This is a genomic window from Ensifer sp. 22521 (genome assembly GCF_052044795.1).
GTDB lineage: Bacteria > Pseudomonadota > Alphaproteobacteria > Rhizobiales > Rhizobiaceae > Ensifer.
The window spans coordinates 185,774-208,631 of the sequence record NZ_JBQENM010000010.1; the positions used below are offsets into that span (position 1 = coordinate 185,774).

20 protein-coding genes, 1 tRNA gene and 1 pseudogene are annotated in these 22,858 nt (G+C 63.5%); 15 read left to right on the forward strand and 7 right to left on the reverse strand.

Translation table 11 applies throughout. The features are described 5' to 3' along the window. Positions 1-53: 53 nt before the first annotated feature. Positions 54-677 (reverse strand): FecR family protein, encoded by a 624-nt coding sequence (locus tag ACTJKE_RS17475; RefSeq protein ID WP_058323708.1) that lies wholly within the window; start codon positions 675-677, stop codon positions 54-56. A 214-nt stretch (positions 678-891) separates the two neighbouring features. Here ACTJKE_RS17475 and ACTJKE_RS17480 point away from each other — a divergent pair. Next, positions 892-1,437, forward strand: a pseudogene (locus tag ACTJKE_RS17480) (sel1 repeat family protein); the annotation flags it as partial. Next, on the forward strand, positions 1,414-1,752 hold the full coding sequence (locus ACTJKE_RS17485) for a tetratricopeptide repeat protein (RefSeq protein ID WP_306341304.1): 339 nt from the start codon (positions 1,414-1,416) through the stop codon (positions 1,750-1,752). The pseudogene ACTJKE_RS17480 and the gene ACTJKE_RS17485, both read left to right, overlap by 24 nt. Before the next feature lie 133 nt (positions 1,753-1,885). Here the strand turns inward: ACTJKE_RS17485 and ACTJKE_RS17490 are convergent, their stop codons facing one another. Next, positions 1,886-2,920: a proline racemase family protein gene (locus ACTJKE_RS17490; protein ID WP_034797259.1), complete on the reverse strand. Its 1,035-nt coding sequence runs from the start codon at positions 2,918-2,920 to the stop codon at positions 1,886-1,888. A gap of 198 nt (positions 2,921-3,118) precedes the next feature. Here ACTJKE_RS17490 and spdA point away from each other — a divergent pair, with 198 nt between their 5' ends. The 7 genes from spdA (at position 3,119) to ACTJKE_RS17525 (ending at position 11,759) form a co-directional block, all read left to right on the forward strand. Next, positions 3,119-3,925 (forward strand): 2', 3'cyclic nucleotide phosphodiesterase SpdA, encoded by an 807-nt coding sequence (spdA, locus tag ACTJKE_RS17495; protein WP_058329068.1) that lies wholly within the window; start codon positions 3,119-3,121, stop codon positions 3,923-3,925. Positions 3,926-3,950: 25 nt separating this feature from the next. Beyond that, positions 3,951-4,277: a YkgJ family cysteine cluster protein gene (locus tag ACTJKE_RS17500; protein ID WP_440635215.1), complete on the forward strand. Its 327-nt coding sequence runs from the start codon at positions 3,951-3,953 to the stop codon at positions 4,275-4,277. Positions 4,278-4,463: 186 nt separating this feature from the next. Beyond that, positions 4,464-8,171: a trifunctional transcriptional regulator/proline dehydrogenase/L-glutamate gamma-semialdehyde dehydrogenase gene (gene putA / locus ACTJKE_RS17505; protein ID WP_058329069.1), complete on the forward strand. Its 3,708-nt coding sequence runs from the start codon at positions 4,464-4,466 to the stop codon at positions 8,169-8,171. A 343-nt stretch (positions 8,172-8,514) separates the two neighbouring features. Continuing rightward, positions 8,515-9,099: an IMPACT family protein gene (locus ACTJKE_RS17510; protein WP_058329070.1), complete on the forward strand. Its 585-nt coding sequence runs from the start codon at positions 8,515-8,517 to the stop codon at positions 9,097-9,099. Positions 9,100-9,284: 185 nt separating this feature from the next. Beyond that, on the forward strand, positions 9,285-10,271 hold the full coding sequence (locus ACTJKE_RS17515; RefSeq protein WP_058329071.1) for an aldo/keto reductase: 987 nt from the start codon (positions 9,285-9,287) through the stop codon (positions 10,269-10,271). A 40-nt stretch (positions 10,272-10,311) separates the two neighbouring features. Then, entirely contained in the window at positions 10,312-10,743 is a 432-nt protein-coding gene (locus tag ACTJKE_RS17520) for a DUF1810 domain-containing protein (RefSeq protein WP_058329072.1), read from the forward strand. Between the two features lie 614 nt (positions 10,744-11,357). Continuing rightward, positions 11,358-11,759 carry a hypothetical protein gene (locus ACTJKE_RS17525; protein ID WP_058329073.1) on the forward strand — a complete coding sequence of 134 codons (402 nt, stop codon included), beginning with the start codon at positions 11,358-11,360 and terminating at the stop codon, positions 11,757-11,759. A 75-nt stretch (positions 11,760-11,834) separates the two neighbouring features. Here the strand turns inward: ACTJKE_RS17525 and ACTJKE_RS17530 are convergent. The 3 genes from ACTJKE_RS17530 to ACTJKE_RS17540 all read right to left on the reverse strand — a co-directional run bounded on the left by ACTJKE_RS17530 (position 11,835) and on the right by ACTJKE_RS17540 (position 16,187). Then, positions 11,835-11,911 (reverse strand) — tRNA-Arg (locus ACTJKE_RS17530). A 251-nt stretch (positions 11,912-12,162) separates the two neighbouring features. Next, positions 12,163-13,644 (reverse strand): sensor histidine kinase, encoded by a 1,482-nt coding sequence (locus ACTJKE_RS17535; RefSeq protein WP_058323625.1) that lies wholly within the window; start codon positions 13,642-13,644, stop codon positions 12,163-12,165. Between the two features lie 542 nt (positions 13,645-14,186). Next, positions 14,187-16,187: a methyl-accepting chemotaxis protein gene (locus ACTJKE_RS17540; protein WP_113512219.1), complete on the reverse strand. Its 2,001-nt coding sequence runs from the start codon at positions 16,185-16,187 to the stop codon at positions 14,187-14,189. Positions 16,188-16,581: 394 nt separating this feature from the next. Between ACTJKE_RS17540 and rpmH the strand changes: the two genes are divergently transcribed. From rpmH to ACTJKE_RS17570, 6 genes are all read left to right on the forward strand, one after another. Beyond that, complete coding sequence (gene rpmH / locus ACTJKE_RS17545) at positions 16,582-16,716, forward strand: 50S ribosomal protein L34 (protein WP_077962533.1); 135 nt, start codon at positions 16,582-16,584, stop codon at positions 16,714-16,716. Positions 16,717-16,736: 20 nt separating this feature from the next. Then, a complete protein-coding gene (rnpA, locus tag ACTJKE_RS17550; RefSeq protein ID WP_057248057.1) occupies positions 16,737-17,135 on the forward strand; it encodes a ribonuclease P protein component in 399 nt (132 codons plus the stop codon). Continuing rightward, complete coding sequence (gene yidC / locus ACTJKE_RS17555; protein WP_058329074.1) at positions 17,135-18,928, forward strand: membrane protein insertase YidC; 1,794 nt, start codon at positions 17,135-17,137, stop codon at positions 18,926-18,928. Before rnpA ends, yidC begins: the two co-directional genes overlap by 1 nt. A 156-nt stretch (positions 18,929-19,084) precedes the next feature. Then, a complete protein-coding gene (locus tag ACTJKE_RS17560) occupies positions 19,085-20,017 on the forward strand; it encodes a DMT family transporter (protein ID WP_057248055.1) in 933 nt (310 codons plus the stop codon). A 56-nt stretch (positions 20,018-20,073) separates the two neighbouring features. Further along, the gene (gene yihA, locus ACTJKE_RS17565; RefSeq protein WP_058329131.1) at positions 20,074-20,727 is read left to right on the forward strand and encodes a ribosome biogenesis GTP-binding protein YihA/YsxC; all 654 of its coding nucleotides are present in this window, start codon (positions 20,074-20,076) and stop codon (positions 20,725-20,727) included. A 160-nt stretch (positions 20,728-20,887) separates the two neighbouring features. Then, the gene (locus ACTJKE_RS17570) at positions 20,888-21,427 is read left to right on the forward strand and encodes a DUF1269 domain-containing protein (RefSeq protein ID WP_057248054.1); all 540 of its coding nucleotides are present in this window, start codon (positions 20,888-20,890) and stop codon (positions 21,425-21,427) included. A gap of 142 nt (positions 21,428-21,569) precedes the next feature. On the opposite strand, the gene msrB is transcribed toward ACTJKE_RS17570, so the two are convergent. Beyond that, entirely contained in the window at positions 21,570-22,070 is a 501-nt protein-coding gene (gene msrB / locus ACTJKE_RS17575) for a peptide-methionine (R)-S-oxide reductase MsrB (protein ID WP_058329076.1), read from the reverse strand. Between the two features lie 162 nt (positions 22,071-22,232). Then, positions 22,233-22,790 carry a fasciclin domain-containing protein gene (locus ACTJKE_RS17580; protein ID WP_058329077.1) on the reverse strand — a complete coding sequence of 186 codons (558 nt, stop codon included), beginning with the start codon at positions 22,788-22,790 and terminating at the stop codon, positions 22,233-22,235. Positions 22,791-22,858 lie beyond the last annotated feature (68 nt).

A 22,858-nucleotide genomic window follows, 5' to 3' on the forward strand; every position in this document is an offset into this window, starting at 1 on the left:
AAAGCCTGGGACACAATGCGCGGAGCGCGCTTTTCGTCGGGAGTAGCGACGGCTCAACGCGTTAGCCCGACGCTGGCATAGGCTTCCCTGATGCGCGGCTCACCCCAGTTGACGGGCTCGCTCGGGGCGTCACCGCGATGATGAAACTCCACCCCCTGCCCCGCAGCGACGATCCGGGTCACGCCGCCACGCGCGACCGAAACGCTCCCATGTTCGACGAAGACGGCAAATGCGGCCCGGCTCGGTCCGCAAAAGAACTTGGTGCCGCGCACGCCGATCATGCCGAAGGCCGTGCGGACCGCCACATCGACCTTGGGCAGGCCCTCGGGCCGATCGAACACCATGCGGCCCGTTCCGAGTTCGAGCGTACCACCCTGACCGGCGATGAAGCTGTCGACGAGCAGCTCGGTTTCGGCGCCGAGCAGCACGCGCGTATCGGTGCCGAGGTTCAAGGTCGCATAGCTCTCGACGTTCGTGCGCACGCGGTCGTTCTCGAAGAGCTGGCTACCGACCGTGAGCGGGTCGTCCTTTTTCGCCTGCTTCCGTCTAACGTCGCCGCGGACCTCCGTTGCCTCGCCAAGTGAAGGGCTTGCCCAGGAGGTGGCGACACCGCCGCCGGCCGCCGTCAGCAGCAGGCCGCCGACGACAACGCGTCGGCTCACCAGCATCTTGCGCATTGGCGCTGCCAGATCTTCCATTGCCCTCTCCCGTTTGAGCGTTGCGACCTTCGAGGATAGCCCCGGCGTTCCCGGATGCAAGCCGGCTCAAGGGCCCGGCTCTCTATGTCCCTCCGTCACTTCGCCAGAGCTTTCGCCACCAGGCTGTTCCCGCCGTAACAGCCCTCCGTGACGGTCGCCGATAAATTGATCCTGAAGACACGGGGAGAGCATCATGGAAAAGCGCAGCACATCCGGAACCCGCATCATCAATGCCCTCTTCCTGGCGATCGTCAGTCTGCTGGCAGTGGCCGCGATCGCCCTCCCGTCGGCACGCGCTGCCGATCTCTCCGCCGCCGAAGTCTGCGACCGCGAAGCGGGCAGCATCTTCGACCTGCAGCGCAACCAGACTTTCCCGGCCGTTTCCGCCGAAGACATCAGGATCGGCGTGGCGCTTTCGGCCTGCCGCGAGGCCTACAACCAGAAGAGCGGCGCCCGCACCGAATTTCAGCTCGCCCGCGTGCTCGACAAGGCCGGGCAGAAGACCCAGTCGCTGCGCATTCTCGGTGAAGCCGCCGAACATGGCCACGCGCTGGCGATGACCAACTATGCCGTTCTCGTCGGTGAACAGGGCGACACGGCAACCGAATTCGCGCTGAACCAGAAGGCCGCTGCTGCCGGCAACGTTCTCGCGGCCTACAATCTCGGCGTCTCCTACCGCGACGGCATGGGCACGCCGGTCAACGGCAAGCTGGCGATCGAATGGTTCGAACGGGCATCGCTCGCCGGCGACGACGTCGCCGCCTTCAACCTCGCGGTGATCCTGGACGAAGGCAAGCTGGTGCCGGAAGACAACGCCAAGGCTGCCAAGCTTTATCGCCTGGCCGCAGACCGCGGCAATGTCGATGCCATGGTCAATCTCGGCCTGATGCTCGAGAACGGTGAAGGCACCGCCAAGGATATCCCGGCCGCCCGTGCGATCTTCCGCAAGGCCGCCAACGAAGGTGACGCCTTCGCCGAACGCAAGCTCGCGGAACTTACCGGCAACGACGCCCTGCAGACGGCCATGCTCGGCAAGACCAGCCGCATCAAATAATCCAACACGCCTCCCAAGGGCCGCGCGGGCCGGAGATCATAGGGATCTTCGGCCCGCGTTTTCGTTTGGGCAATTCCAGAAACGGTGTGAAGCGACGATTCATTCGGAACTGCATGTTTCAAAGCAGGTCGGGTTAGCGAATTTCGCCCGCCTGCGGTCCCCAGGTATCGGTCAGCGCAAAGCCGTCGGCCAGCGGATCGAAGGGATCGAGCGCCACCTGGTGCAGGCCGAAGGTCCAGCCGCGGCCAGCAATCGTCGGGATGATCGCCTCGCGGCCGGCGACGGTCGTCACGCCTTCGAGGCCCACTTCGAACTCGGAGCCGATGATCGAGCGCGACTTCAGGACGTCGCCGACCTTGACCTTGCCGCGGGCGTGCAGCGTCGCGAGATTGGCCGAGCTGCCGGTGCCGCAAGGCGAGCGGTCGACGCGGCCCGGCCACATGGTCGTGCAGGTGCGGATCGTGCCGTCCGCCTCGACATCGCGGAACATGACGTAGGCGACGCCCTTGATTTCCGGGATCTCCGGATGGACGACGGGGATGGTGCGGTTGACGATATCCTTCAGGATCATGCCCGCTTCGACGATCTCGCGGGCGTTCGCCTTGTCGATCGTTGTGCCGATCTGGCCGACATCGACCAGCGCGTAGAAGATGCCGCCGTAGCAGAGGTCGAGCTTGATCTTGCCCCACTTCGGCGTATCGACCTCGACGTCGAGCTCATGCACGAAGGACGGGACCATCGTCAGCTTCACCTTCTCGCACCGGCCGTCGCGGCAGGTCGCAGTGGCCTTGACGAGGCCGGAGGCCGTGTCGAGCATGACCACCGTTTCGGGCTCTTTCATTTCGATGATGCCGGATTCGAGCAGCGCCGTCGTGACGCAGATCGAGTTCGAGCCGGACATGGCATGCGCCTGGTCGGCCTGGAGGATGATGAAGCCGGCGTCTGCCTCCGGCCGCTTCGGCGGCACCAGCAGGTTGACCGAGCCGATCGAACCGGAGCGCGGCTCCAGGCACAGGAACCGGCGCAGGCTGTCATCGACCGTGTTGATGTGGTTGAGCTGCTCGGCGATCGAGTTTCCCGGGATCTTCGGCACGCCGCCGATCGCGACCTTGCCGATCTCACCCTCGCAATGAACGTCCAGCAACTGGATTGTGCGCTTCCACCGCATGCAGTTTCTCCAATTCGCTTGCCGTCGCCCTAGCGGCGATCATAGCTGATATATCAGATGCGTTTGCATTAGCGCTTTCCTAGGCCCGCCGCAAGAAGAACCGCCGAGCTCCGAGAGAGTCGCCCCAAAGTTGCCGCTTGACGCGTCATACGCCGCGCGACAGCTTGGGCCACCCGCGACGCAACCTTCTGGATCTCCATGACAAAGCTGATCATCTTTACCGACCTACACATGGTGCCCGAAGGCACGACGATCATCGGGCTCGATCCCTACCAGCGCCTGGCCAATGGCATCGAACACGTCAACCGTTACCATGCGGACGCCGACCGGGTGATTTTCACCGGCGACCTCACCCACTACGCCGATCGCACCTCCTACGAACGGCTGAAACGGCTCATCGATCAGCTCACGCCGCCGGTTGCCATAACCATCGGCAACCACGATCGGCGCGAGGTCTTCCTCGACGTCTTTGCCGATACGGCGACAGACGAACACGGCTTCGTGCAGCAGGCGATCGATTTTCCGGATTGCCGCGTCATCCTGCTCGATACGCTCTTTGCGCCGCCCTATGATTATCCCACCAGCCATGTCGGCGTGCTCTGTGCCAAACGTCTTGCCTGGCTCGACCGGCAGCTTGCCGAGGCCGGCGACAAACCGGCGCTGCTGTTCATGCATCATCCGCCACACAGAACGGGCTTTACCGGCATGGACATGATCCGGCTCGCCAACGAGACGGAGTTCTACGCGCTCGTCAAACGACACGGCAACGTGCGGCATATCTTTGCCGGCCACGTGCACCGCACGATCAGCGGCTCCAGCCGCGGCATTCCGTTCTCGATCTTCAAGAGCCCCGTGCACCAGCAGCCGATGCCCTTCGACACACCCGATACGTCTCTGTCTGTCGACGAGCCGGCGGCCTACGGCATCGCCGTCGTGACCGACGATGGCGTGCTGGTGCATACGGAAGACTACGAGATTGCCCGCCGTGACGCGACCATCGCGTGAGGGCCATTTCGGACAGCAGACCTTCATGCTAGTTTGGCGCATGACCCATTCCGCTTCCGACGACATCTTCGATTGCCAGAGCTGCGGCGCCTGCTGCGCCTATTCGGCCGACTGGCCGCGCTTCTCGCTGGAGACGGACGAGGAGCTCGACCTGATCCCGGCGGAATATGTGTCGACCGATCTCGGCGGCATGCGCTGCGAGGACGATCGTTGCTCCGCACTCGGCGGCAAGCTCGGCGAGCACGTCGGCTGCAAGATCTATGCGATCAGGCCAATCGTCTGCCGCACCTGCATGCCCGGCGATGACGAGTGCCTGATGGCGCGCGAGAAGCATTTCGGTAAGGCAGCCTGATCTCTGATCATCCGGTGATATCGCGAACAATCCGCATTGTCTCCGGTAATGTTCGGCCGTAGCGGTGAAACATTCCGCAAAAGACAAAAAATGCCGGATGGATGTACGGCGAAAGGAAGCGTATTTTCCGCCCACGATCGGGGGCGCGCCGCGCCCTCCAAACCGCTTCCCGGAGGATAGCGCTCGATGAGCCAGACACCGCTTCAAAAGACCACGACCGAAACCGGCGCGCCGCAGGCTCCCTTCGCCGATTTCGCCCCGCCGGTGCGGCCGCAGAGCACGCTGCGCCAGGCAATCACTGCCGCCTACCGCCGCCCGGAAACGGAAGCGCTGCCGGCGCTGATCGAAGCCGCAACGCTTGACGCCGCGACCCGCGCGGCAGCGGCCAAGACCGCACGCAAGCTGATCGAGGCACTGCGCGCCAAGCACAAGGGTTCGGGCGTCGAGGGTCTGGTGCAGGAGTATTCGCTGTCGAGCCAGGAAGGCGTGGCGCTGATGTGCCTTGCCGAAGCGCTGCTGCGCATTCCTGATACCGCAACGCGCGACGCGCTGATCCGCGACAAGATCTCCGACGGCGACTGGAAGTCGCATATCGGCGGCGGCCGCTCGCTGTTCGTCAACGCCGCCACCTGGGGTCTCGTCGTCACCGGCAAGCTCACCGCCACCGTGAACGACCGCAGCCTTTCGGCCGCTCTGACCCGTCTCATCGCCCGTTGCGGCGAGCCGGTCATCCGCCGCGGCGTCGACATGGCGATGCGCATGATGGGCGAACAGTTCGTGACCGGCGAGACCATCGACGAGGCGCTGCGCCGTTCGCGCGCGCTCGAACAGAAGGGCTTCCGCTATTCCTACGACATGCTCGGCGAAGCGGCGACGACGGCTGCCGACGCGGAGCGCTACTACCGCGACTACGAGACGGCGATCCATGCCATCGGCAAGGCGTCCGCCGGCCGCGGCATCTATGAAGGTCCCGGCATCTCGATCAAGCTTTCGGCGCTGCATCCGCGCTACGCCCGTTCGCAAGCCTCGCGCGTCATGGAAGAGCTGCTGCCGAAGGTGAAGGCGCTCGCTCTCATCGCCAAGAAATACGACATCGGTCTCAACATCGACGCCGAGGAAGCCGATCGCCTCGAACTTTCGCTCGACCTGCTCGAAGAACTCTGCCTCGACAAGGACCTCGCCGGCTGGGCCGGCATGGGCTTCGTCGTCCAGGCCTACGGTAAGCGCTGCCCCTACGTGCTCGATTTCATCATCGATCTTGCCCGCCGCGCCGAACGCCGCGTCATGGTTCGCCTCGTCAAGGGCGCCTATTGGGACGCCGAGATCAAGCGCGCCCAGCTCGACGGTCTCGAAGACTTCCCGGTCTATACCCGCAAGATCTACACCGACGTCTCCTACATCGCCTGCGCCAAGAAGCTCTTGGCCGCAACCGACGTGATCTTCCCGCAGTTTGCCACGCACAACGCCCAATCGCTTGCGACCATCTACGAAATGGCCGGCAAGGACTTCAAGGTCGGTAAGTACGAGTTCCAGTGCCTGCACGGCATGGGCGAGCCGCTCTATGACGAGGTGGTCGGCAAGGGCAATCTCGACCGTCCCTGCCGTATCTATGCGCCGGTCGGCACACATGAGACGCTGCTTGCCTATCTCGTTCGCCGACTGCTCGAGAACGGTGCGAACTCCTCCTTCGTCAACCGCATCGCCGACCCGAAGGTCTCGGTCGACGAACTGATTGCCGATCCGGTCGAGATCGTCCGCGCCATGCCCATCGTCGGCGCGCCGCATGACCAGATCGCTCTGCCCGACAATCTCTTCGGCGAAACGCGCCGCAACTCGGCCGGTCTCGATCTCTCGAACGAAGCGGGCCTCACCTCGCTGACCGCAGCACTTCAGGCCAGTGCGGCCGTCGACTGGAAGGCCGTTCCGCAGCTGGCAACCGGCCCGGCCTCGGGCGAAACGCGGGCCGTCGTCAACCCCGGCGACCACCGCGACGTGGTCGGCTCGGTCACCGAGGCTTCCGAAGCCGATGCCCGTCAGGCCGCGACCCTTGCCGCCAAGGCCGCCGCAAGCTGGGCCGCCGTCTCGCCGGCCGAACGTGCTTCTTGCCTGGTGCGCGCCGCCGATCTGATGCAGGCACGCATGCCGACGCTGCTCGGCCTGATTGCCCGCGAAGCCGGCAAGTCTCTGCCGAACGCCATTGCCGAAGTACGCGAAGCGATCGACTTCCTGCGTTACTACGCCGAACAGACGCGCCGCACGCTCGGCCCGGCCCACAAGGCGCTTGGACCCATCGTCTGCATCAGCCCGTGGAACTTCCCGCTGGCGATCTTCGCCGGCCAGATTGCCGCGGCCCTCGTTGCCGGCAACCCGGTGCTGGCAAAGCCGGCCGAGGAAACGCCGCTGATTGCCGCTGAAGGCGTGCGCATCCTGCACGAGGCCGGCATCCCCGCCGACGCCCTGCAGTTGCTCCCCGGCGACGGCCGTATCGGCGCGGCCCTGGTGGCTGCACCGGAAATCGCCGGCGTCATGTTCACCGGCTCGACCGAAGTCGCGCGCCTGATCCAGGCGCAGCTTGCCGACCGGCTTTCGCCCGCCGGCCGACCGATCCCGCTGATCGCCGAGACCGGCGGCCAGAACGCCATGATCGTCGACAGCTCGGCACTTGCCGAACAGGTCGTCGGCGATGTCATCGCCTCGGCTTTCGACAGCGCCGGCCAGCGCTGCTCGGCGCTGCGTGTTCTCTGCCTGCAGGAAGACGTCGCCGACCGCACGCTTTCGATGCTGAAGGGTGCGCTGCACGAGCTGAAGATCGGCCGCACGGACCGGCTCTCGGTCGATGTCGGCCCGGTCATCACCGCCGAAGCCAAGGGCATCATCGAGAAGCATATCGACGCGATGCGCGGTCTCGGCCGCAAGGTCGAGCAGATCGGCCTTGCCTCCGGAACCGAAGAGGGCACCTTCGTGCCACCGACGATCATCGAGCTCGACAAGCTCTCCGACCTCAAGCGCGAAGTCTTCGGTCCGGTGCTGCACGTCATCCGTTACCGCCGCGACGATCTCGACCAGCTGATCGACGACATCAACGCCACCGGCTACGGCCTGACCTTCGGCCTGCACACGCGCCTCGACGAGACGATCGCGCATGTGACCGCACGGGTGAAGGCGGGCAATCTCTATGTCAACCGCAACGTCATCGGCGCTGTCGTCGGCGTTCAGCCCTTCGGCGGACGCGGCCTCTCCGGCACCGGCCCGAAGGCCGGCGGCCCGCTCTATCTCGGCCGTCTCGTCGCCACCGCACCGGTTCCGCCACAGCACAGCTCGGTTCACACCGATCCGGCGCTGCTCGACTTTGCCAAGTGGCTCGACGGCAAGGGTGCCAAGACTGAGGCAGAAGCTGCCCGCACCGCCGGCAGCAACTCGGCCCTCGGCCTGCTTTCGGAGCTTCCGGGCCCGGTCGGCGAACGCAACCTCTATGCGCTGCACCCGCGCGGCCGCGTCCTGCTGGTTCCGGCGACGGAAACCGGTCTCTACCACCAGCTGGGTGCTGCGCTTGCGACCGGCAACACCGTGGTCGTCGACGCCGCTTCCGGCCTCCAGGCCTCGTTGAAGGACCTGCCGGCGAGCGTTTCCGCCCGACTTTCCTGGTCGAAGGAATGGGCGGCCGATGGTCCGTTCGCTGGTGCACTCGTCGAAGGCGACGGCGAACGCGTGCGCGAGGTCAGCAAGGCGATTGCCGGCCTGCCGGGCCCGCTCGTTCTCGTCCAGGCGGCTTCGACCGAAGAGATCGGCAGGAACCCCGACGCCTATTGCCTGAACTGGCTGCTCGAGGAGGTCTCGACCTCGATCAACACGGCGGCCGCCGGCGGCAATGCCAGCCTGATGGCGATCGGCTGATCGTCACTCGTCCTCACAGACAAGAATGCCTCTCCCGAACGCGGGAGAGGCGATGAAGGGGCTGGGGCTTCACCCGGTCGTCGTGGCGCTGCCCTCTCCTCTTCATCTCTGTGCTTGTCACAGAGATCCAGCTGCGCCGCGTCGGCGGCGCGAAAGAACCTTTCAAGGCGACACTGCAGACGGCGCCGCAGACGCGCCGTGACTGCATTTCCGTGACAAGCACAGAAATGAGGGCCGGAAAAGTTCGGACCCGCTCCGATACTCAAGCCCTGTGTCGCGCCCCAAACCATGGTGGCGCCCTTGCCCGCAATCCGTTATCAGCGTTTCAGAAACGGAAGCAGCCATGTTCACCCTCACGCGCATCGAAACGGCAACCCAGGACGCCAAGAAGAGCCGGTTTCTGGCCATTGCCGCGCCTATTGCCGATGAACAGGCGGCGAAGGATTTCCTGAGCGCCCATTCCGATCCCACGGCGAACCACAATTGCTGGGCCTGGCGCATCGGCCAGGCCTATCGCTTCAGCGACGACGGCGAGCCGAGCGGCACGGCCGGCAAGCCTATTCTCGCCGCGATTGACGGCCAAGAGCTCGACCGGGTCGCCGTGGTGGTCACCCGCTGGTTCGGCGGTATCCTGCTTGGCAGCGGTGGCCTGGTGCGCGCCTATGGCGGCACGGCGGCGCTCTGCCTCAGGGCTGCGGAAAAGATCGAGATGATCAAAACCGTGCGTGCGACCGTCGCAGTCGACTTTTCCGACATGGCGCTGATCAAGGCGCGGCTCCTCGCCCGCGACGTGACCATTGCCGGCGAGAGCTTCACGGACAAGGGCCCGGTTCTGACCGTGGACCTGCGCAAGGATGAAGCGGAGGCGATCCTTTCCATGGTCGTCGATCTCAGCCGCGGCAAGGCCTTAGTCTCGCTCGACGACTAGCTCCCGGCGCGCCCACGCCCCAAGCGATCAGCTTCCGCCCGAAAACGCGTTCTCAGCCAGCCTGTCGAGAAAAGTGTGCGCGGTTTCCCGCTCTCTATCTCGCTCTAATTTACTCGATCAGACCGGTCATAATAGAAGCGCTCCACACAGCCTATGATCGACGACGCAAAACAGGAGACAGCACCATGAAAACGAGAGTTCTTGGCAAGACCGGCGCAACCATTTCCGAGATCGGCTTCGGCGCCTGGCAGATCGGAGGCTCCTGGGGCGATGTCAGCGAGGCAGACGGCAAGCGTGCACTCAATGCCGCACTTGATGCCGGCGTCACCTTCGTTGATACGGCCGACGTCTATGGCGATGGCCGGTCCGAAAAGATCATCGCGGCAGTGTTGAAGGAGCGCGGCGGCGACAGGCCCTTCGTTGCAACCAAGGCCGGCCGCCGGCTCAACCCGCACGTGACCGAAGGCTATACGGGCGAGAACATCGAGGCCTTCATCGACCGCAGCCTCGCCAATCTCGGCGTCGAGACGCTCGATCTCGTACAGCTGCACTGCCCGCCGACCGAGGTCTACTATCGTCCGGAGCTGTTCGGTGCGCTGGACCGGCTCGTCGCCAAGGGCAAGATCCGGCACTACGGCGTGTCGGTCGAAAAGGTCGAGGAAGCGCTGAAGGCGATCGAATATCCCGGCGTTGCGACCGTGCAGATCATCTACAACATCTTCCGCCAGCGCCCGCACGACCTGTTCTTCACGGAAGCTCAGAAGAAGAATGTCGGCGTCATCGTACGCGTGCCGCTCGCCTCCGGCCTGCTTTCCGGCAAGATCACCCGGGAAACCGCCTTTGCCGCTGACGATCACCGCAACTTCAACCGGCACGGCGAAGCCTTCGACGTCGGCGAGACCTTTGCCGGTGTGCCGTTCGAAGCGGCGCTGGAAGCCGTCGAGCAACTTCGTCCGCTGGTGCCCGAAGGCGTGCCGATGGCACAGTTCGCGCTACGCTGGATCCTCGAGCAGCAGGCCGTCTCGGTGGTCATCCCCGGCGCCCGCAACGAGGCGCAGGCAAAATCCAACGCAGCCGCCAGCGCGCTTGCAGCCATAGACGAGCAGACCAAGGCGGCCATCACCGCAGTTTACGAGCGGCTGGTGAAGGTTCATGTTCATCATCGCTGGTAACTGACGCCACCGCCGCAGGCGTGGAGAAGGAGACGCGGTAATGCCTGATCCCTTCGAGCTCAAACGTTTCGTCGAAGCCCAGGACCGTGTCTATGCCGCGGTTCTGGACGAACTCGGCCACGGCCGCAAACGGACACATTGGATGTGGTTCGTCTTCCCGCAGATCGCCGGCCTCGGCCATTCGCCGATGGCAGAGCGCTATGCGATCTCCGGGCTCGACGAAGCGCGGGCCTATCTCGCCCACCCGCTGCTGGGGCTGCGGCTTCGGCAATGCACCGAACTGGTCAATGCGGTTTCAGGGAAATCGGCACACGACATCTTCTCCAGCCCCGACGACGTGAAGTTCCGGTCATCGATGACCTTGTTTGCCGAGGCCGACGAGGGCGGGCACCTGTTCGAACAGGCGCTTGAGCACTATTTCGGGGGAGAGAAGGATCGGCGCACTCTGGACATACTGGCGCACCTTCGGTGACACCAACGCTCGCGGAACGCCGTTTGGCGTCCGTCAGAGATTGGGCGTCGAGTTAACCAGGAAGAACAGGATCGTGAAGGCACATATCGAAAGGCCAGCTACGATCACCAGCAGTTCTTTCATCATATAGCGATACATCCGGCACCTCCTTTCCTTCAGCGGCCGCGATATCTTCGTGAATATAGGAAGTCATTGGGCCAATTCTCAGACACAGGCGTCAAAAGTTCGTGAAGGCGCTTCCGCCTTTTTGTGATCCGGAGTCACTATCCCCCAAAGGCTCCGAGACGGGTTCGGCGCCTCCACGACCTCTAGAAATTACATTATACTAATATATATTCCTTGTCACGTAACCACTTCGGAGCATTGAACAATTGCCCCCACGCTCCGCGCGGCGAATATGTCGCAGTAGCAAAAATCGTCGTGACTGTGGGCAAGGCCCCTACCCCTCGAAGTGGACGGTCATCCGCAAATGACGATGCTCGTCGACGAGCAACGTCTCATGTGCGAAGTCGGTACCGACCTCGTCGTCGGCTCCGCACCGCCCGAGAAGGCAGGCTCCGCCTCGGCCATGACCGAAACCGTGCAGGAATCTCGGCATTTCGCTCGGCATCGCCGTGCTCGGCAGCATCTCGACTGCGATCTATCGCCATTCGATTGGTCTCAGCACACCCGATGACCTCGGGGACGCGGCCCGCGAGGCTGTCAGCGACAGTCTGTGGGGCCCGTGGGCGGTGCAGGCGGAACTGCCGGCGGGCCTCATCGAGAATGCCCGGGCGGCCTTTACGACAGGCTTCAACAGCGCGGCCATCCTCAGCGCGATCGCCGTGACCATCCTTGCGATCTTCGCAGCGGTGGGGTTTGCGTCATATCGAGAAACTCGGGCCGCCATCCGAGCGAGCGGGATCGCTCGGCCGTTCGCGCACCGCCGCCAAAGCAATCGGCTCGCAACCAAGCGTGGCCGAACGGCTGCGCGACCGACAGCTGCGCCAACGTCGCACAGCGCCGCGCTTGACTGAAAGGATGGCCCCAAAACGCAAAAATCCCCGCACAAACGACGGGGATCTGGACTAGCCTAAGCTATTGAAGAAGAATGGCGCACCCGAAGAGATTCGAACTCCTGACCCCCAGATTCGTAGTCTGGTGCTCTATCCAGCTGAGCTACGGGTGCTTGCCTGAAGCGGTCGAACCGCTTGCGTGAGCGGTTCTCTAAAGGGTCCTTTCGGGGATTGCAAGCGCCGTTCGGCAAAAAAATTTCATTTTTACGACGATGCCCCGACTTGCTGTGGACAGTCGCTACGACTGCGGTGCAGCAATGCCCTGAAAAGCAGGGTGTTGCGCCGCGGAAGCGGCCCCGGAAAAATTTGTTGGAGGCGCCAGCCTTAGCGGCTACCCGCCTCATGGGGCGGGAATTGCCGTGCGCTAGTGGCGAAACTTCGAGCGGAATGCGTCGAGCGGCACCGGCCGGTCGGGCAGTTCGATGCGGAAGAGCGTGCCGGGCGTCGGCTTTTCGACAAGCGCGATCGTGCCGCCATGGGCAAGCACCAGCTCGCGCGCGATCGCGAGACCAAGTCCGGTGCCACCGGAGCGGGCCGAGCCGCGGAAAGCGGCGAACAGGTTTTCCCGCGCCTTCGGCGGCATGCCGGGGCCGGTATCGTCGACGGAGATGGTGACGACGCTGCCGATGCGCATGGCCGACACCGTGACAAGCCGCGGACGGCCGTCCTCCGGCTCATGGTTGGTCAGGGCCTGGACGGCATTGCGGCAGATATTGTGCACCACCCGGAAGAGCTGCTCGCTGTCCGCATCGACCTCGATGTCGTCCTGCATCTGGATCTGGAAATCGATGCCCGCCTGGGGATCGATCGCCAGCAGTTCGGCGACATCGGAAACAAGCGGCTTCAACGCCACGAAGCGGCGATGCGGCTCGGCCTCGGTGGTGCGGCCATAGGAGAGGACCTCGCGCGTATAGCCGACAGCCCGGTCGATGGTGCGCAGCAGGGTCGGGGCGAAACGCTTGACCACGGGATCATCCACGTCGGCCAAGCGGTCGGAGATCAGTTGTGCCGAAGACAGAATATTGCGCATGTCGTGGTTGATCTTCGACACGGCAAGGCCAAGCTCGGCAAGGCTCTTCTGCTGCTTCAGCGTCTTCTGCAACTCGCGCTGCATGCTGGCGAGATGCTGGCCGGCGACGGCAAGCTCATCTCGCCCCTCCGGCGGCACGAGCACCCGACCCGGATCGGCCGGATCGTCCGAGAATTCCTGCATGCTCGCCGTCATCCGCCGGATCGGCGTGATCAGCATGCGGTTGATGGCGAGGAAGATCAGCGCCGCCGTGATCAGCGAAATGATAAGCGACAGGACAAAGACGTTGCGCGAATAGACGAGCATCGCCTTGCGCAGGCTCGCATCCTTCATCAGGAGCTCGATCGTCGCGTCGCTTTCGCCGAGCGGCCCGTAGACACGGATCACACGATCGCCGCCGAAGAGCAGGGTATCGAAGGCATCGCGGATCGCTGCAAAGGCCGTGGAATTGGCGACGTCGTATTCGCCTTCGATCTCAAGGGGCATGTCGGTGAGCGCGATCATGCGCGACGCATCCTTGCGGCGGATGACGATCGCCTTGGTGCCGGTCGCCATCAGCGTGTCCTTCTGCACGCTGCGCGGCAGCTCGACATTCTGCAAGCCGTCGACAACGACGGCAGCGGCGGCAGCCGTGTTCAGCCGATCCTCAAGCCAACGAATGCGCATGGTGGCGACAGACGGCGCGAAGATCAGCACCTCCGCCAGCATGACGAAGACGATCGTCAGCAGGAGCAGCTTGCCGGAAAGGCCCCGGAAGAACCCCGCACTCGTCTTCAGTGGCTCACTTGCCGTTGCCGGACGCGTCTCTTCCGCCATGCCTTACAAACTTCCCTGCCCGTCAACCAAAACGCCCGAGCGCCCGCACACGTGCCCGAGCCAATCGGCTTCGCGCCAAGGGTCCATAATAGGAGATGGCCGTCTGTTTTCCAATCTCGGAGCGGCCGGGCGGGGTGCGACATAGGCGCGGACATCATTCAGTGTCGCGCCGTTGGCAATTGCAAAGGACCACATCCCGCTTATCTCCCTCCCCTCGCATCGCCGAAGCGAAATCTTCGGCGCGCTGCCGCCTCGGTCTGGCCTACCTGCACAGAATCCGGATCGGTGTAAGTCACCCAGGGAACAGTTCTGCAATCGTCTGGCCGGTGCGTTGTCGGCGGCTGTGACGCCAGACCGGCGGCTGGCATTCGAGGCTGCCAAAAAAGCGAACCCGCGGCACCATGACGGTACCGCGGGCTCCGATCACCTGCAGCGCCGCGCGTCCTCTTAGACGCGCAAAGGTCGCTGTAGCGCTTTCAAGTGCTGCCTGCTTTCGCCCTTGATCACCTGCGGAAACAAGCAGTCGCGAGGCAAGTCGCCGATCAGAACTCTTGCCAATCGTCCTTCGCCACAGCCGCAGCGGAGCTACCGCCAAAGGCGCGGGCGACGTTGCCCATCATGCGGCGCGCCGGCGATTCGACCGGGCGGGCTGCCTCACGCGCCACAGCGATCGGCCGGGCGGCGACATTGTCCACCTTGAAGTAGGCGATCAGGTTGGCGAGGTTGTTGGCCTCGGCGGAGAGCTTGTGGGTGGCGGCATTCGCCTCCTCCACCATCGCCGCGTTCTGCTGGGTCACTTGGTCCATCTGGTTGACCGCGGTGCTGACTTCACTGAGGCCCGTCGACTGCTCGCGCGCCGCCGTTGCGATCGAATGGATATGATCGTTGATCTTCAGGACGCGGTCTTCGATCTCACCAAGAGCCGAACCGGTTTCCTGAACCAGCCGGACACCGGTCGCCACTTCGCTGCCGGACTTCGAGATCAACGACTTGATGTCCTTGGCGGCACTTGCCGCACGCTGGGCAAGCTCGCGGACTTCCTGTGCGACGACCGCAAAGCCCTTGCCCGCATCACCGGCACGCGCCGCCTCGACGCCGGCGTTCAGCGCCAGAAGGTTGGTCTGGAAGGCGATTTCGTCGATCACGTTGGTGATCTGGCCGATCTCGCTCGACGCCTGCTCGATGCGGCCCATCGCGTCGACGGCGTTGCGTACGACAGCGGCCGACTGCGCGGCGCTGTGCTTGGCCTCGTTGACCATGACGGTCGCTTCCTGCGCCCGCTCGGTCGAGCTCTTCACCGCAACGGTGATCTCGTCCAGGGCAGCCGAGGTTTCCTCGAGGGCCGCGGCCTGCTGTTCGGTGCGCTTCGAAAGGTCGTCCGCTGCGGCACGCAGTTCGGACGAGTTGCCGTTGATCGTGTCGGTCGTCACGCGGACTTCACGCAGCGTCTTCTGCAGCGTCGACAGCGTTTCGTTGACGTTCTTCTGCAGTTCGGCGAAGGCGCCCTGGAAATGGCCGTTCATGCTCTGGGTCAGGTCGCCGCCCGCAAGGCTCGCGACCACCCGGCGGGTCTCGGCGATGCCCGCATCGACGCTGCCGACCAGTTCGTTGACACTTGCGGCGAACCGGTTGAGGTCGTCGTTCTCGTAGTCCTTGCCGATGCGCTTGGTGAAATCGCCGGCGGCAGCGGCCGCCACGACGACGCCGATGCTCGACTGGAGGTCGGCGCTCTTTTCACGCAGCACCGCTTCCTGTGCATTGAGGTCGCGAACGGCAAGGCCGTTCTGCTTGAAGACCTGAACGGCTTCAGCCATTTCGCCGATTTCGTCCTTGCGGCCAGCGAAGGGCACGTCGACGGTCAGATCGCCGCCAGCCAGTTGCTTCATCTTGCCGGTCAGCTCGAGGATCGGGCGGCTCAAATGGTTCGTTGCGATATAGAAGGCCGCGCCGAGGCCGGCGAGCATGCCGAGGCCGGCGATGGCGAGAATGGTGATGATTACACCGCGCTCGAAGGTGGCAACGTCAGCCGTAACGACTTCAAGCGTCTTCAGGTTTATGTCGACAACGCCGTCGATCTGCTGCTGGAAAGCCTTGCGGTTCGCGCGATTGGCATCGGTGTTGCCCTGCTCGTTGGCGGCCTGCGGCGAGACCTCCTCGCCAAGCCGCGCCGTCTCGACGCGGAAAGTCTTGAACTCCGCGGCGCGGGCGACCAACGTATCGAAGGACGCTTTCGTTTCAGCCGGGATCAGCGGGCGCCACTCGGTGAGCAGCGCGTCGATCTTGTCGAGGTTCTTGCGGATGCCTTCGGCGAAGGGCTTGGCCTTCTCGATGGTCGGGGCGGCGTAAATACCGCGCGATTCCATGACGACCGCGGTCACCAGACGGTTCAGGCGTTCCGCGTTGAAGGCGCGCGTCGCAACATTCTCGTACTGGTGGAATTTCTCGTTGTATCTGCTGACAGCGACCAGCGACATCCCGGTCACCGCAACCGCCAGCAGGCTCATGATCCCGACGATCAGATAGATTTTACCGCGTATTTTCATCCCGACCTCCACAAGGTCGCGAGACCTGTCCGCTTATCGGACACGCCGCCACCCCATTGCACCGAGGCGACCCTAAAATAGCCGTAGTTAATAAAACTCGTCGCAGCCGGCAGGCATTCTGGGGAGCGCCGGTTAGAGTTCTGTTTACCAATCTCGGCTAGATGCCCGCCTTTCGCGCGCCTGTGACACGCCTCAATCCAGTGTGCCGGTTACTTTTACGATCCCGCGGCCACTGAATCGCCGGCCGCAATTGACTTTCCGGGAAATTTCCCCTTATAAGCCGCGCACGTCCGGTCAAGCCCTCCTGCCCGCAAGGCGGAGCCGCGTCCGGTAACGTAAACGCTCCTTGCTACACGCAAACCCAAGAAGGGCCGCACACCGCGGTATTAAATAAATGAAGCGTACCTACCAACCGTCCAAGCTTGTCCGCAAGCGTCGTCACGGCTTCCGTTCGCGTATGGCTACCAAGGGTGGCCAGAAGGTCCTCGCAGCCCGCCGGGCTCGTGGCCGCAAGCGTCTTTCGGCTTAAGCCGAAACTGCCCGAAACCAGTGTCCGGGCACATGACGTCAGATAAAGACAAAACGACTGTCGGGCGGCTGAAAAGCCGTCCGCAGTTTTTGGCCGTTCGGGCAGGAGAAAGCCGTAGAGGCCCCTTGTTTCTCCTCGAAGTGCTCGACCGCAACGATCCGGAGGGCGAAGCCCGCGTCGGCTTCACCGTTACCAAGAAACACGGCAATGCCGTCGAGCGAAACCGGATGCGCCGACGCCTGAAAGAGGCGGTGCGGCTTTCCGCCGGGTTTGCAATGAAACCCGGACACGACTATGTGATTGTCGCCCGACGCGATCTCCTGAACGCCCCCTTCGACGCCTTGACCCGGGGGCTTGGCGAGCGCATCGAAAACAAGCCGAAACAGAAGCGGCCGCCGGCCGGTTCCAGGAAACCATGATGGAAAAAAACCGCAACTATTTCGTGGCGATTGGCCTGTCCGTGCTGATCCTCATTGCCTGGCAGTTCCTTTACGTCAATCCGAAGATGGAAAAGGAACGCATCGCTGCGGAAGCCCTGCAGGCGCAACAGGCGCAGTCGCAGTCGCAGCCAGCGACCCCGACGCAGCAGCCTTCGGGCCAAGCTCTGCCGGGCAGCGGTGCAATTCCGGGCGCCGGCGAGAACCGCGACCAGGCAATTGCCAAATCGGCCCGCGTTGCGATCGACACGCCAGCCCTTTCCGGCTCCATCAACCTGACCGGCGCGCGCTTCGACGACCTCAAGCTCAAGGAATACCGCGAGACGGTCGATCCGAAGAGCCCCGTCATCACCCTCTTCAGTCCGGCAGAGACCACCGACGGCTACTTCGCCGAACTCGGCTATGTCGGCAGCGATGCGACCGGCAGCGTGCCCGGCCCGCAGACCGTGTGGACGCTTGCAGGCGGCGACAAGCTGACTGCGGCGACCCCGGTAACGCTGAGCTTCACCAACGAAAAGGGCGTCACCTTTACCCGCACGGTCTCGGTCGACGACCACTACATGTTCCAGGTGGTCGACAGCATCAAGAACGGCACGGCCGAGCCGCTGGCGCTTTCGTCCTATGGCCGCGTGACCCGCTTCAACAAGCCGACGACGCCGAGCGTCTACGTGCTGCATGAAGGCTTCATCGGCGTCCTCGGCGAACACGGCCTGCAGGAACTGAAATACGGCAAGATCGAAGACGAAAAGTCCGTCGAACCCGGCAAGGCGACCGGCGGCTGGCTCGGCATCACCGACAAGTACTGGGCAGCAGCGATCGTCCCGCCGCAGGCGACCCCTTACGACACCCGCTTCACGCACTTCACCGATGGCCGCGCCCGCTACCAGAGCGACTACAAGAGCGACGCCGTGACCGTGGCCCCCGGCCAGACGTCCGAGGTCAAGAACCTCGTCTTCGCCGGCGCCAAGGAAGTTCCTGTCGTCGACAATTACGAAGTGGCCTACTCGATCCCCAACTTCGACAAGCTGATCGACTGGGGCTGGTTCTACTTCATCACCAAGCCGATGTTCAAAATGATGGATTTCTTCTTCCGTCTGTTCGGCAACTTCGGCATCGCGATCCTGATCACCACGATCGTGGTCAAGGGCCTCTTCTTCCCGCTCGCCAACAAGCAGTACGCATCGATGGCGAACATGAAGAAGGTTCAGCCGAAGATGGAGGAACTGAAGAAGAAGTTCGGCGACGACCGCATGGGCCTGCAGCAGGCGATGATGCAGCTCTACAAGGACGAGAAGATCAATCCGCTGGCGGGCTGCTGGCCGATCCTCATCCAGATCCCGGTGTTCTTCGCACTCTACAAGGTGATCTACATCACCATCGAGATGCGCCATGCGCCGTTCTTCGGCTGGATCCACGACCTCTCGGCGCCCGATCCGACGACGATCGTCAACCTCTTCGGCCTGCTGCCGTTCGACGGTCCGACCTTCCTGCATCTCGGCGTCTGGCCGATCATCATGGGCGTTACCATGTTCGTGCAGATGCGCATGAACCCGACGCCGCCGGATCCGACCCAGGCAATGCTGTTCACCTGGATGCCCGTGGTCTTCACCTTCATGCTGGCATCCTTCCCGGCCGGTCTCGTGATCTACTGGGCCTGGAACAACACCCTTTCGGTGCTCCAGCAGTCGATCATCATGAAGCGCCAGGGCGTGAAGATCGAGCTCTTCGACAACCTGAAGGGCCTGTTTTCGAAGAAACCCAAACCGGCGGAATGACGCCGGCCGGCACGACAATCCCAAAGCCCCGGACCACGGTCCGGGGCTTTTTCGTTTCTGCGCCCTCGCGCGACACGCAATGGCGTTGACGCGGGCGCGCGGCGCGGGCATCAGGCGATATCGAAATCTCTGCGCCTCGCTCCAGGACAATTTGCCATGACCGACCCGTCGGCCACCTCCGCTCCGTTCGCCGCCAACGAGAAGCTTGGCGCCCTGCTCGTCTTCGGCTCGGCCTTCTTCTGGAGTTTCGGAGGAGCCATCGCCCGCTTCCTGGAGATCCCCGACAGCTGGACGATCGTCTTCTGGCGCTGCCTGTTTGCCGGCCTCTTCCTGCTTGCCTTCATGCTGGTGCGCGACGGACCGCGCGGCACGTTGGCACTCTTCAAGGGCATGGGCTGGCCGGGCATCGCCGTCGGGCTCTGCTTCACCATCGCCTCGACCTCCTTCATAATCGCCATTTCCTATACGACGATTGCCAATGTTGTGCTGCTCGGCGCCGGCGTGCCGCTGTTTGCGGCGCTGATGAGCTGGATCCTGTTTCGCGAGCGGGTATCGCGCTTCACCTGGGGCGCGATCACGGCCGTCATCGTCGGGGTCGCGATCATGGTGTCGGAAAGCCTGACGGGCAGCGTGTCGCCGGTTGGCGATGCGCTGGCGCTGCTGATCCCTGTGGTCTTCGCGCTGGCAACCGTCATCACGCGCCGCTATCCGCATGTGCGGATGACGCCCGCCACCTGCTTCGGCTGCTTCGCCGCCAGCGCCATTGCGGGGGGCCAGTCTTCCGGGCTTGCGGTGACATCGGGCGAATTGGCACTTCTCTTCGTCTTCGGCGCCTTCAACCTCGGGCTTGGCATGGCGCTCTTCGTCACCGGTGCCCGGCTGGTGCCTTCGGCGCTGGCCGCCCTGCTCGGCACCGCCGAAACCGTGCTCGGTCCGCTCTGGGTCGCGATCATTCATGGCGAAGTGCCGAGCAGCCGGACGATCATCGGCGGCACCTTCATCTTTCTGGCGCTGCTTGCCTATCTCTTCAACGAGTTCCGGCGGGCGCAAACCATCCCCACACGGCCGGTCCGCACGCCGACGCCTTGACATCCACGGCCAAAACCGGGAAGCCATGGACTTTCTCGATGAAGGACCGACCGCCGATGGCCGAAAGCAAAACCAAAGACGACAAGCCGTTGTTCGGCCGGCCGTGGATTTTCATTCGCGGCGTGCCCGCCATGAAGTTCCTGCCGCCGGAGGGACCGGTGGAAATCGCCTTTGCCGGCCGCTCGAATGTCGGCAAGTCGTCGCTGATCAATGCGCTGGTCGGCCATAAGGGGCTGGCGAGAACCTCCAACACGCCGGGCCGCACGCAGGAACTCAACTACTTCGTACCCGATGGCTATTCCGGCGAGGCCGACGACCTGCCGCCGATGGCGCTCGTCGACATGCCGGGCTACGGCTATGCCCAGGCGCCGAAGGAGCAGGTCGACGCCTGGACGAAGCTGGTGTTCGACTATCTGCGCGGCCGCTCGACGCTGAAGCGCGTCTATGTGCTGATCGACTCCCGCCACGGCATCAAGAAGAATGACGAGGACGTGCTCGCCCTGCTCGACAAGGCGGCTGTTTCCTACCAGGTCGTGCTCACCAAGACCGACAAGATCAAGGCCGCCGGCGTGCCGCGGCTGATCGCCGAGACGCTCGAGAAGATCAAGAAGCATCCCGCAGCCTTCCCGGAGGTTCTCTCGACCTCCTCGGAAAAGGGCGAGGGGATCGACGAACTGCGTGCCGCGATCGGCACGGCGATCGCCCGCTAAGGGGATCCTGGAAAGCGTTCGAAGCGCGTCTTGAACCGCGCGCTGCGCACGGGGTCGATCGACCCAAAGTCTTTGATCTCTGTCACTACCCCGACATGCAATCCGCTCTATCTCTGCGTTGCGTCCACATCGGTGGCGCGGCCAGAGATAGGAGAAAGTCATGTCCGATTTGATCGTTGTCGGGTTCGATTCCCCTGAGGAAGCCGATAGGGTTCTGGTCCGGCTCGCCGGGCTGAAGAAGGAATACCTGATCGACCTCGAGGACGCGGTCGTGGTCGTGCGCGACACGGAAGGCAAGGTTCATCTCAAGCAGAGCCTGAACCTGACGGCCGTCGGTGCCACGTCCGGGCTGCTTTCCGGTTCGATCTGGGGCGGGCTCGTCGGCCTTCTTTTCCTCAACCCGCTGGCGGGCTTTGCGATCGGCGGCGCGCTCGGCGCCGGTGCCGGCGCCCTCTCCGGTTCGCTGACGGACTACGGCATCGACGACGAGTTCATCAAATCGCTCGGCAACACCATTCCAAACAATTCCTCGGCACTGTTCATCCTCGTGCGGAAGGTTCAGCCTGAGAAAGTGCTCGCCGAATTCCCGGACCTGCGCGGCCGCGTCCTGAAGACGTCGCTTTCACCGGAACAGGAGCAGAAGCTTCAGGCTGCACTCTCCGGCGCCGCGGCAGCCTCGCCGCCGGCCGGGTCGTTCTGAACATTCGGAACGCCCGATGCTACTGCATGTCTCCTTAGATCGACCTCGATTCAAGGACGAAGACATGCAGTAAATCAAAGTGCTACAGCGACCGTTGCGCGTCTGATAAGACGCGCGGCGCTGTAGCGCACCAGCCGGAGTGCTAGCTGGATTTGGCGGCCGGTACGAAGGCAAGCGCCAGGCCATTGATGCAATGGCGCTTGCCGGTCGGCGGTGGACCGTCATCGAAAATATGGCCGAGGTGCCCGCCACAGCGGCGGCAATGGCACTCCGTGCGGGTCATGGACAGGGAAGTGTCCTCGCGCGTTGCCACGGCGCCGGGCAATGACTGCCAGAAGCTGGGCCAGCCGGTGCCGCTGTCATACTTCGCCTCGGACGAATAAAGCGGAAGCGCACAACCGGCGCATTGGAAGAGACCCTTGCGCTTCTCGTGGTTGAGAGCGCTGGTGAAGGGGCGCTCGGTATCCTCATGCCGCAGGATTCGGTATTGGTCGTCGGTCAGAACCGCCCGCCACTCCTCATCACTCCTAACGATCTCGAAGGATTCGCCGCCGGCGGCCCGGGCGAGCGGCGTGAGACTTTGGATTATCGGCACCGCGGCGAATGCGGAGCCCGCCAACAGGAAGACGCGCCGGTTGATCATGAAAGCCTCCCCTACCGATCCTTTCGCGAGCATAGCGACCGGCCACAACGACGGCAAAACAATGCGGATCAAAGCACCGTGAGGCGCGGTTCGAAAAGCCAGCGGCCATCTGGCCGCTGGCAAAGCGCCGGGACGACGAACCGCCGCCTCGGCGCAAGCTCGTCAACCCTTCGGCAGCAGCACCTTGTCGATCACATGGATGACGCCGTTCGACTGCTTGACGTCGGCGATCGTTACTGTCGCCGTGCCGCCGGTCTCGTCGGTCAGCATCAGCTTGCCGCCATCCTCCCTGGCCTTGAGAACGCAACCGCCGACGGTCTTCACGTCATGTTCGCCACCGTCGTCCTTGATCATGCCTGATATCGCCGAGGACATCGCGTCGGCGGCAACAACGTGGCAAGTCAGAATCTTGGTGAGCTTCTCCTTATTTTCCGGTTTAAGAAGTGTCTCGACCGTGCCCGCGGGCAGCGCGTCGAAGGCGGCGTTCGTCGGAGCGAACACCGTGAACGGGCCCTTGCCCTCCAAGGTTTCTACCAGACCGGCTGCCTTGACGGCCGCGACCAGCGTGGTGTGATCCTTCGAATTGACGGCGTTCTCGACGATATTCTTCTCCGCATACATCGGCGCGCCGCCGACCATCGGATTTTCGGCATGGGCGACAAGTGCGCTTGCCGCAAGAAGGGACGCTGTCGCCAGAGTGCGGATAGCAGACGTGAACATCTTTCTCTTCCTTCCTGTTGAGGGAGGCGACGCGTGAGCCGCCCCGCCGAAGCTGCCGTTCCCACCGC

Coding starts and splice junctions, on each gene's coding strand:
- yidC (WP_058329074.1), top strand. CDS start 17,135: ATGGAAAAAAACCGCAACTATTTCGTGGCGATTGGCCTGTCCGTGCTG.
- yihA (WP_058329131.1), top strand. CDS start 20,074: ATGGCCGAAAGCAAAACCAAAGACGACAAGCCGTTGTTCGGCCGGCCG.
- ACTJKE_RS17570 (WP_057248054.1), top strand. CDS start 20,888: ATGTCCGATTTGATCGTTGTCGGGTTCGATTCCCCTGAGGAAGCCGAT.
- msrB (WP_058329076.1), bottom strand. CDS start 22,070: ATGATCAACCGGCGCGTCTTCCTGTTGGCGGGCTCCGCATTCGCCGCG.
- putA (WP_058329069.1), top strand. CDS start 4,464: ATGAGCCAGACACCGCTTCAAAAGACCACGACCGAAACCGGCGCGCCG.
- ACTJKE_RS17510 (WP_058329070.1), top strand. CDS start 8,515: ATGTTCACCCTCACGCGCATCGAAACGGCAACCCAGGACGCCAAGAAG.
- ACTJKE_RS17490 (WP_034797259.1), bottom strand. CDS start 2,920: ATGCGGTGGAAGCGCACAATCCAGTTGCTGGACGTTCATTGCGAGGGT.
- ACTJKE_RS17500 (WP_440635215.1), top strand. CDS start 3,951: ATGCTAGTTTGGCGCATGACCCATTCCGCTTCCGACGACATCTTCGAT.
- ACTJKE_RS17535 (WP_058323625.1), bottom strand. CDS start 13,644: ATGGCGGAAGAGACGCGTCCGGCAACGGCAAGTGAGCCACTGAAGACG.
- ACTJKE_RS17475 (WP_058323708.1), bottom strand. CDS start 677: ATGCGCAAGATGCTGGTGAGCCGACGCGTTGTCGTCGGCGGCCTGCTG.
- ACTJKE_RS17515 (WP_058329071.1), top strand. CDS start 9,285: ATGAAAACGAGAGTTCTTGGCAAGACCGGCGCAACCATTTCCGAGATC.
- ACTJKE_RS17580 (WP_058329077.1), bottom strand. CDS start 22,790: ATGTTCACGTCTGCTATCCGCACTCTGGCGACAGCGTCCCTTCTTGCG.
- ACTJKE_RS17560 (WP_057248055.1), top strand. CDS start 19,085: ATGACCGACCCGTCGGCCACCTCCGCTCCGTTCGCCGCCAACGAGAAG.
- ACTJKE_RS17520 (WP_058329072.1), top strand. CDS start 10,312: ATGCCTGATCCCTTCGAGCTCAAACGTTTCGTCGAAGCCCAGGACCGT.
- spdA (WP_058329068.1), top strand. CDS start 3,119: ATGACAAAGCTGATCATCTTTACCGACCTACACATGGTGCCCGAAGGC.
- ACTJKE_RS17540 (WP_113512219.1), bottom strand. CDS start 16,187: ATGAAAATACGCGGTAAAATCTATCTGATCGTCGGGATCATGAGCCTG.
- rpmH (WP_077962533.1), top strand. CDS start 16,582: ATGAAGCGTACCTACCAACCGTCCAAGCTTGTCCGCAAGCGTCGTCAC.